The sequence below is a fragment of the Aeromonas sp. HMWF014 genome, assembly GCF_963878295.1.
In the GTDB taxonomy this organism is placed as follows: domain Bacteria; phylum Pseudomonadota; class Gammaproteobacteria; order Enterobacterales; family Aeromonadaceae; genus Aeromonas; species Aeromonas popoffii.
Map to the genome: position 1 here is coordinate 11,682 of NZ_CAWNYS010000282.1, position 7,225 is coordinate 18,906.

The following is a 7,225-nucleotide window of genomic DNA, read 5'->3' on the forward strand; positions in this document are numbered from 1 at the left end:
AGGGTCTGGCCGGTCTCGTGCAGCAGTTTTTCGCAGCTGTGAATGGCATCGACCCAGTTCTGGGTCAGCAGGGCCGCTATCTCGCTCTTGACCTGATTTTGCTGCTCATCCATGGCGCGCTGGGTGAGATCGATGCGCCCCAGGGTCTCTTCCAGTGAGAAGGTGAGCCGTGGCAGCACCTCGGCATCCCACTGCTCGCGGGTATTGGTCTCGAGCGCCGCCTTGCGGGCGGTGTCGAGCTCAGTCGCCAGGTGTTCGAGCAGGATGGAGAGCTTGATGGAGTCGACCTGGCGCTGATCCATGAAGAAGTCGACGATCCCCATTCCCAGCCGCGACAGACGATAGAGACTCTCCCCCGCCACCATGTCGGTGTTGAAGCGCGACAGTAGCTGCTGGCGAATGAGGTCGTTGATGGCGTTGTTGGCGCGACCGGTCAGAGTCTCGTCCATCTGGCCAAAGGCGTTGCTGACGTAGCCAAAGGCATCGTGCAGCGCCGCTTCCGACAAGTCCGATTCATCTTCGGACAAGGTCTTGATTGCAATCAGAAAGGCCAGCCGGTCGGTAGGCAGGCTCAGCGCCAACCCCTCCTGTCTGACCCACCCTACTATCTCCGGCACAGAACGCTCGGGCAGGGTACGGGATGTACTCATCATGACGTCATCATCTCGTTGTTATCCATTTGGATGGCCTCATCATGGAAATCTGACCATCTCGTTGTTATCCATCGGGATGGCCTCATCATGGAAATCTGACCATCTCGTTGTTATCCATCGGGACGGTCTCATCATATGAAACTGACCATCTCGTTGTTATTACAAGGCTGCCAGACAGACTGCTTGTCAGCTTGACGGTTTCTGCGCCATCACATGGATATAGCGACCCAGGGAGATAAACGGCTCCTGGCGGCAATATTGCTGCTCCATGGCCAGCAGATCATCGAATTTCTCGACCTGATCCTGCTTGTGGCGCATGTAGTCGTGGATGACCCGCACCCCTGTCTTGCCGATGATCTTGAGCCCCCCTCGCCCAATCCAGTCGTACACCTGCTCCGGCAACTGCGGATTGGTAGGGGTCAGGGCGGTCTGGCGTTTCTTGCGAAGACCGAGGCCCACATAGTCAAAATTACCCACCACCAGGCTCTGAAACAGCAGGCCATGACGGTTGTAAAAAAGCAGCGACAGTATGCCCCCTGCATTGACGAAAGGGAACAGACCGAGCAAGGTCTGGCGCGGCTCGGCGAGCCACTCCAGCACGGCGTGACAGAGCACCAGATCAAAGGTGCCGGTCACGTGGCTCTTGAGATCCTGAATGGGGCACTGGATGAGACGAATTCTCTCTTCCAGCCCCTTTTCAGCGATCTGGACCCGTGCAAGTTCAAGCATTTCGGCGGAGAGATCGCACAGCTCCACCTGATGACCCATGGCCGCCAGCTTCTGGGCAAAGTAGCCAAATCCGCCCCCCGCATCCAGGATGCGCAGGGGCCGGTTGCCAAGGCGAGCCAGGCAGGCTTCGATATCGCTCCACACCACAGTGGTGCGAATGCGCCCCTTGGTGGAGTCATAAATGTTGCGAGCGAACTTGTCGGCGCGCCCGTCAAAACTCTGATCTTGCTTCAAGACACACTCAACTTTTGGCCACAGGATTGGGCCTGACGAAAAAAGAGGGGTATTCTGTCACATCCCGAATTTGCTGAAAACTCAAGGACGACATCCCGGTGTTTGAGCTCAACCTGTTTGCTGCCAACTTGTTTGTTATCAAGAAATGGCTAGGCCAATTGCTGATGCCGCTACCTTTCTCCCTCTCATTGTTGCTGCTGGCGCTCTTGCTGCTCTGGTTCACCCGTTTTCAAAAAACCGGCAAGCTGCTGGCGACCCTCTCCTTGCTGGTCGTCGCCCTGATGGGAATGCGACCAATAAGCTATGAGCTGGCCCGCCCGCTGGAGCAGACCTTCCCGCCCTTCGAGATAAGCCTGCACCCGGATATAACCGCTATCGTGGTGCTGGGCAACGGCCATGTGAGCGATCCGGCTGTGCCCGAGCGCGCCTGGCAGAACAATATAGCCCTCGCAAGAACCCTGGAGGGCGTGCGGCTGGCCATGGCCTATCCACAAGCGGAGCTCATCTTCTCCGGTTATGTGTCCGGAGATCCCCTCTCCAACGCCGAGGTCAATGCCCGCATGGCGATGAGTCTGGGCATTCCCCGCTCGCGGATGACGTTGTTTGAAAACAACAAGGATACCCATGACGAAGCCGTCAGCATCAGCCGTTATCTCAAGGGCAAGCGGGTGGCGCTGGTCAGTTCGGCCACCCACCTGCCCCGGGCCATGGCGCTCTATCAGGGACAGGGACTCAACGCTGTGCCGGCCCCTACCGACTACACCGCCAAGCAAAGTCAGGTGGCGCAACCCCTCTACAGCTACCTGCCGAAGGGGCGTTATCTGATGTATTCCGAGGCTGCCATTCACGAATGGATTGGGGTATGGTGGGCCCGTTTGCGAGGGCAGGTTAACGATTGAGCAATCGAGCCTTTCATTCCTGATTTGGATCAGGAAAGCGAAAAAAAATTACGTTATTTGCCGCCGGGTCAGCTATCTTGGGCTCGGTTCAATTCATATAATGTCGCGCAATCAAATGCCTAGGAGATATACAAGATGAGACAGCACCTGGTAATGGGTAACTGGAAACTGAATGGCACCAAAGCTTCTGTCGAAGCTCTGATCAAAGGACTGACCCCGGCTGCTGCCGCTCATCCTTCTGTGCAAGTCGCCGTCTGCCCGCCGGTTATCTTTTTGGGTCTGGTTGAGCAGCTGACCGCCGGTAGCAAGATTGCCTACGGTGCCCAGAACGCCGACGTTCACGAGTCCGGCGCCTTCACCGGCGAGAACGCCCCCTCCATGCTCAAAGCCTTCGGTTGCACCTACTCCCTGGTCGGTCACAGCGAACGCCGCACCCTGCATGCAGAGAGTGACGACGTGGTCGCTGCCAAGTACGAAGCCATCCAGAAAGCGGGGCTGGTTCCCGTATTGTGTATCGGTGAGACGCTGGAACAGTTTGAAGCTGGCGTGACCAAGAAAGTGGTTGAAGCCCAGCTGAAAGCCGTCATCGACCGTTGTGGCATCGCCTCCTTCAGCAACGCCGTGGTTGCCTACGAGCCGGTATGGGCCATCGGCACCGGCAAGACTGCCACGCCGGAAATCGCTCAGTCCATCCACGCCCACATCCGTCAGTACCTGGCCGGGTTTGACGGCGCCGTGGCTGCCAAGGTACAGATCCTGTACGGCGGTTCCGTCACTGGCGCTACTGCAGCCGACCTGTTCGGTCAGCCGGACATCGACGGCGGCCTGGTGGGTGGTGCGTCCCTGAAAGTGGACGACTTCTCCCAGATTATTGCTGGCGCAGCCAAGTAAGCTGTTGCCCTGGAGGGGGCGCTTGCCCCCTCCTGCATATCGCTTTTCCTATGGTAGCCCCCGCATCCCATACGAAAGCCGATTATAGTCAATGTGGCTTATCTCATATTTTCAAAACTTCGTATTCGACAACTTAGATCCAGAGGCACTCATGACCAAACAAATCAAACGTATTGGTGTTTTGACCAGTGGTGGTGACGCACCGGGTATGAACGCAGCCATCCGCGCCGTGGTGCGTGCTGGTCTGCACCATAACCTGGAAGTTTACGGCATCTATGATGGCTACCTCGGCCTGCATCAGGGCAGGATCGTCAAGCTGGAACGTCACAGCGTCTCCGACGTGGTAAACCGTGGGGGTACCTTCCTGGGCTCCGCCCGTTTCCCCGCCTTCAAAGACCAGAAAGTGCGCGCCGAAGCGATCGAGAATCTGAAAAAACACGGTATCGACGCCCTAGTAGTGATCGGGGGGGATGGCTCCTACATGGGTGCCAAGAAGCTGACCGAGGAGGGTTTCCCCTGCATCGGCCTGCCGGGCACCATAGACAACGACATCGCCGGTACCGACTTCACCATCGGCTTTGATACCGCCCTGAACGTGGTGGTCGACGCTATCGACCGTCTGCGCGACACCTGCAGCTCCCACCACCGTATCTCGGTGGTCGAGATCATGGGCCGCCACTGCGGCGATCTGGCCATGTCTGCCGCCGTTGCCGGTGGTGCAGAGTACGTGATAGTGCCAGAAGTGACCTTCGACAAGGACAAGCTGCTGCTGCAGATCAAGGAAGGCGAAGCCAAAGGCAAGAAGCACGCCATTATCACCATCTGTGAGCACGTCACAGACGTGAACGCCCTGGCCAAGGACATCGAAGCCATGACAGGTCGCGAGACCCGCGCCACCATACTGGGCCACATCCAGCGTGGCGGCTCACCCACCGCGCGCGATCGCATCATGTCCAGCCGCATGGGTGCCTTCGCCGTTGAACAGTTACTGGCCGGTCAGGGTGGCCGCTGCGTCGGGATCCAGGGCAACGAGATGGTGCACCACGACATCATCGACTGCATCGAGAATCTCAAACGCCCGTTCGATCAGGAGCTGTACGATCTCTCCACCACCCTGTTCTAAGCGTCCGTCGCTTGCTCAGCCTGTGTGACAAACCCTCCGCTGGAGGGTTTTTTTATGCGCGTCCTGTACCCGGCAACGGGCGAAACTGGCAGTTGTAGGCCCCCTCTCTCTTACCGCACTACTGCTGCGCTGTTTCCCCCCAGTCTTGTCCCCATGCCCACCATACCGGCGAACGGAGCCGACCCCCGCCTCCTAAACCCGCGAATAGTCAGTGGCGACCCTCTCGCCGTGGGTGAATGGACGCCGGTTTGTTGCCAAGGTTTAGCCGCTCACGCCTCTCGGGTATGCCGACTGGCTGGATAGCCTCTACCGGCATCGGGCGCAAGGTCAGCCCCCGGACCTCCTCCCACCACCACAGGCAACCGGTGACGTCGGCTAGCAGCGTGATCGTCATCCCAGGAAGGCAGGTCGCCTCTTCGCCACTGGTAATGCCGTCTCGATAAGATCTGACGCCGGGGCACACAGACACATGGCATGAGAAAATGTACGCCCTGCAGAGGCCACCATACGCCCCACCCTCAATGGCAAACCTCCCGTTTTGTTCGCTATTTTTACGCGCTGACTGAGAAGCGGGTGCAGCCCCCGCCCCCTGAAGGAGGCGTCCTGTCAGGCTTCACGGTACAAGATGCGACAAAAAATGGATGCAGCCTTCACATTCAGCCAAGGAATAAGCCAACCTGCTTTCGACGACAACTTCAGACGCCAAAGAGGGGCTTGAAACCGAATTAAATTTCAAGTAACCACAAAAAGCCTCATATAAAACCCATCAAAAAGCCAACACGACAAACATATAACAATATGAATTTTATAGACTTACACCTCAAACCCAAAGCGCTCATCAGCATCACAGAGAAGGTAAGATGATAAAATAGACGCCAAAATGCAAAAACGAGGCTTTAGGCTTGCCACCATTCAAAATGGCAACATAAATACATTTTACTATTGTTTTACCGCACAGTTATGGTATCTTTGTTCCATCAACAGTCAGCCAAGGGAGACAAAATATGAAAGAGTTTGTTGTTACTGCCGTTTTTACCGTGTTTTTCACTCTGGTTGCCGTCTCTCTGCCGTCGTTGTCACAGCTTTGAGCCGGTTAGTCATCCAGCATCTTGTATGACTGAATGACAGCCAGAGCACAGGCGCTGACTAATTCACCACTCTCTGTCTTTTTTGGCTACTTCACCCTGTGTGATACCGAAAGCCTTATTTAGAACTGGTTGATGCACACTATATAAGCTGCATGTCACTGCCACCGCCCACAAGGGGAGCCTCATCGCTCCCCTTGTTGCATTTCCTCTCCGGGATTTACTCTTGCTCCCCTGCCCGTCACAATATCCGCTTGATTCGCCATGCAGGAATTACCATGACCCAAGATGCTCTACGCCAGTGGCGTCGTGATCTTCATCGTCTGCCCGAAGCGGCCTGGTGTGAATTTCGCACCAGCTCCCTCATTGCTCACCATCTTTCGGAACTCGGTTTCTCCGTCATGCTCGGTGACAAGCTGCTGGCCAGCAACCTCATCATGGGACGGGAGGTAGACGTACAAGCCCAGAAGGAGCGGGCCCTGCGTCAGGGGGCCCATCCCGACTGGCTGACCCGCATCAAAGAGATAACGGGAGTAATGGGGGTATGGGACAGCGGTCGTCCAGGCCCGACCCTGGCTTTTCGCTTCGATATCGATGCGGTAGAGGTCGATGAGAGCCAGGATGAGCTGCATCCCCCCAGTCAGGAAGGGTGGCAATCTCGCAATGCCGGCTGGATGCACGCCTGTGCCCATGACGGTCATACCGCCATCGGGCTGGTGCTGGCCGAGCGGATCGCCGCCCAGGCAGAGCAACTCAACGGCCGCATCAAGCTGTTTTTCCAGCCCGCCGAAGAGGGGTGCCGTGGTGGCAAGGCGCTGGCAGCCGGCGGTCAGCTCGACGATGTGGATGCCCTGCTGGCGCTGCACATCGGCATTCATGCCAACAGTGGCGAGCTGGTGGTCAATCCCACCGAGTTTCTCTGTTCAACAAAATTTGACGTGGAGTTTATGGGGCGCGCCGTCCATGCCGGTCTTGAGCCCAATGCGGGCAGCAATGCGCTGGCGGCAGCCTGTACGGCGACCACCGCCATGCTCGGCATTGCCCGTCATCGCGATGGCATGACCCGTATCAACGTGGGCCAGCTCAGCGGTGGCAGCGGTCGCAACGTGATCCCGGGCCATGCCCGCCTGCAGGGGGAGACCCGAGGTGCCACCCCGGCGCTTAACGATTACATGTTCGGCCAGGTACAGCAGATAGTGGAAGGGGCTGCCATGATGCAGGGCGCCACCTACCTCATTCGCAAGCAGGGGGAAGCCATCGGCATCGAGAACAGCCCGGCCCTGCTCGAAGAGATAGTGCCGCTGGCTCAGGCGCTCAAACTTGAGACCATCCACACCCGCCGCTTTGGCGCCAGCGAGGATGCCGGCTTTCTCATCGAGCGGGTGCAGCGCAATGGCGGTCAGGCCGCCTACCTGATCCTGGGGGCCAATCTGGCGGCGCCTCATCACCACCCAGAGTTCGACTTCGACGAAGCCGTGCTGGAACACGGGGTCGCCCTGCTCGAATCCTGGCTGCTCAGTCGTCTGGTGCCTGATACATGACAAGATGACAAAAGGCAGCGCTGGCGCTAATGCCGATCAGTTAAGGATCCATTGACCGATCCTTCTGATG

5 protein-coding genes and 1 pseudogene are annotated in these 7,225 nt (G+C 57.6%); 4 read left to right on the top strand and 2 right to left on the bottom strand.

Annotated elements, in window-relative coordinates; all coding sequences use genetic code 11:
* Together AAC083_RS23050 and cmoM are read right to left on the bottom strand one after the other, a co-directional pair.
* A pseudogene (locus AAC083_RS23050) lies at positions 1-653 on the bottom strand (chromosome partition protein MukF); the annotation flags it as partial.
* A gap of 186 nt (positions 654-839) precedes the next feature.
* The gene (gene cmoM, locus AAC083_RS11575; protein ID WP_108536670.1) at positions 840-1,616 is read right to left on the bottom strand and encodes a tRNA uridine 5-oxyacetic acid(34) methyltransferase CmoM; all 777 of its coding nucleotides are present in this window, start codon (positions 1,614-1,616) and stop codon (positions 840-842) included.
* A gap of 128 nt (positions 1,617-1,744) precedes the next feature.
* On the opposite strand from cmoM, the gene elyC reads away from it, so the two are divergent.
* The 4 genes from elyC (at position 1,745) to AAC083_RS11595 (ending at position 7,155) form a co-directional block, all read left to right on the top strand.
* Positions 1,745-2,515 (top strand): envelope biogenesis factor ElyC, encoded by a 771-nt coding sequence (elyC, locus tag AAC083_RS11580; RefSeq protein WP_042037397.1) that lies wholly within the window; start codon positions 1,745-1,747, stop codon positions 2,513-2,515.
* Between the two features lie 135 nt (positions 2,516-2,650).
* Positions 2,651-3,406 (top strand): triose-phosphate isomerase, encoded by a 756-nt coding sequence (gene tpiA, locus AAC083_RS11585; RefSeq protein ID WP_042037381.1) that lies wholly within the window; start codon positions 2,651-2,653, stop codon positions 3,404-3,406.
* A 151-nt stretch (positions 3,407-3,557) separates the two neighbouring features.
* The gene (gene pfkA, locus AAC083_RS11590; RefSeq protein WP_042037382.1) at positions 3,558-4,529 is read left to right on the top strand and encodes a 6-phosphofructokinase; all 972 of its coding nucleotides are present in this window, start codon (positions 3,558-3,560) and stop codon (positions 4,527-4,529) included.
* A 1,363-nt stretch (positions 4,530-5,892) separates the two neighbouring features.
* Complete coding sequence (locus tag AAC083_RS11595; protein ID WP_042037383.1) at positions 5,893-7,155, top strand: amidohydrolase; 1,263 nt, start codon at positions 5,893-5,895, stop codon at positions 7,153-7,155.
* The last annotated feature ends 70 nt before the right edge of the window (positions 7,156-7,225 follow it).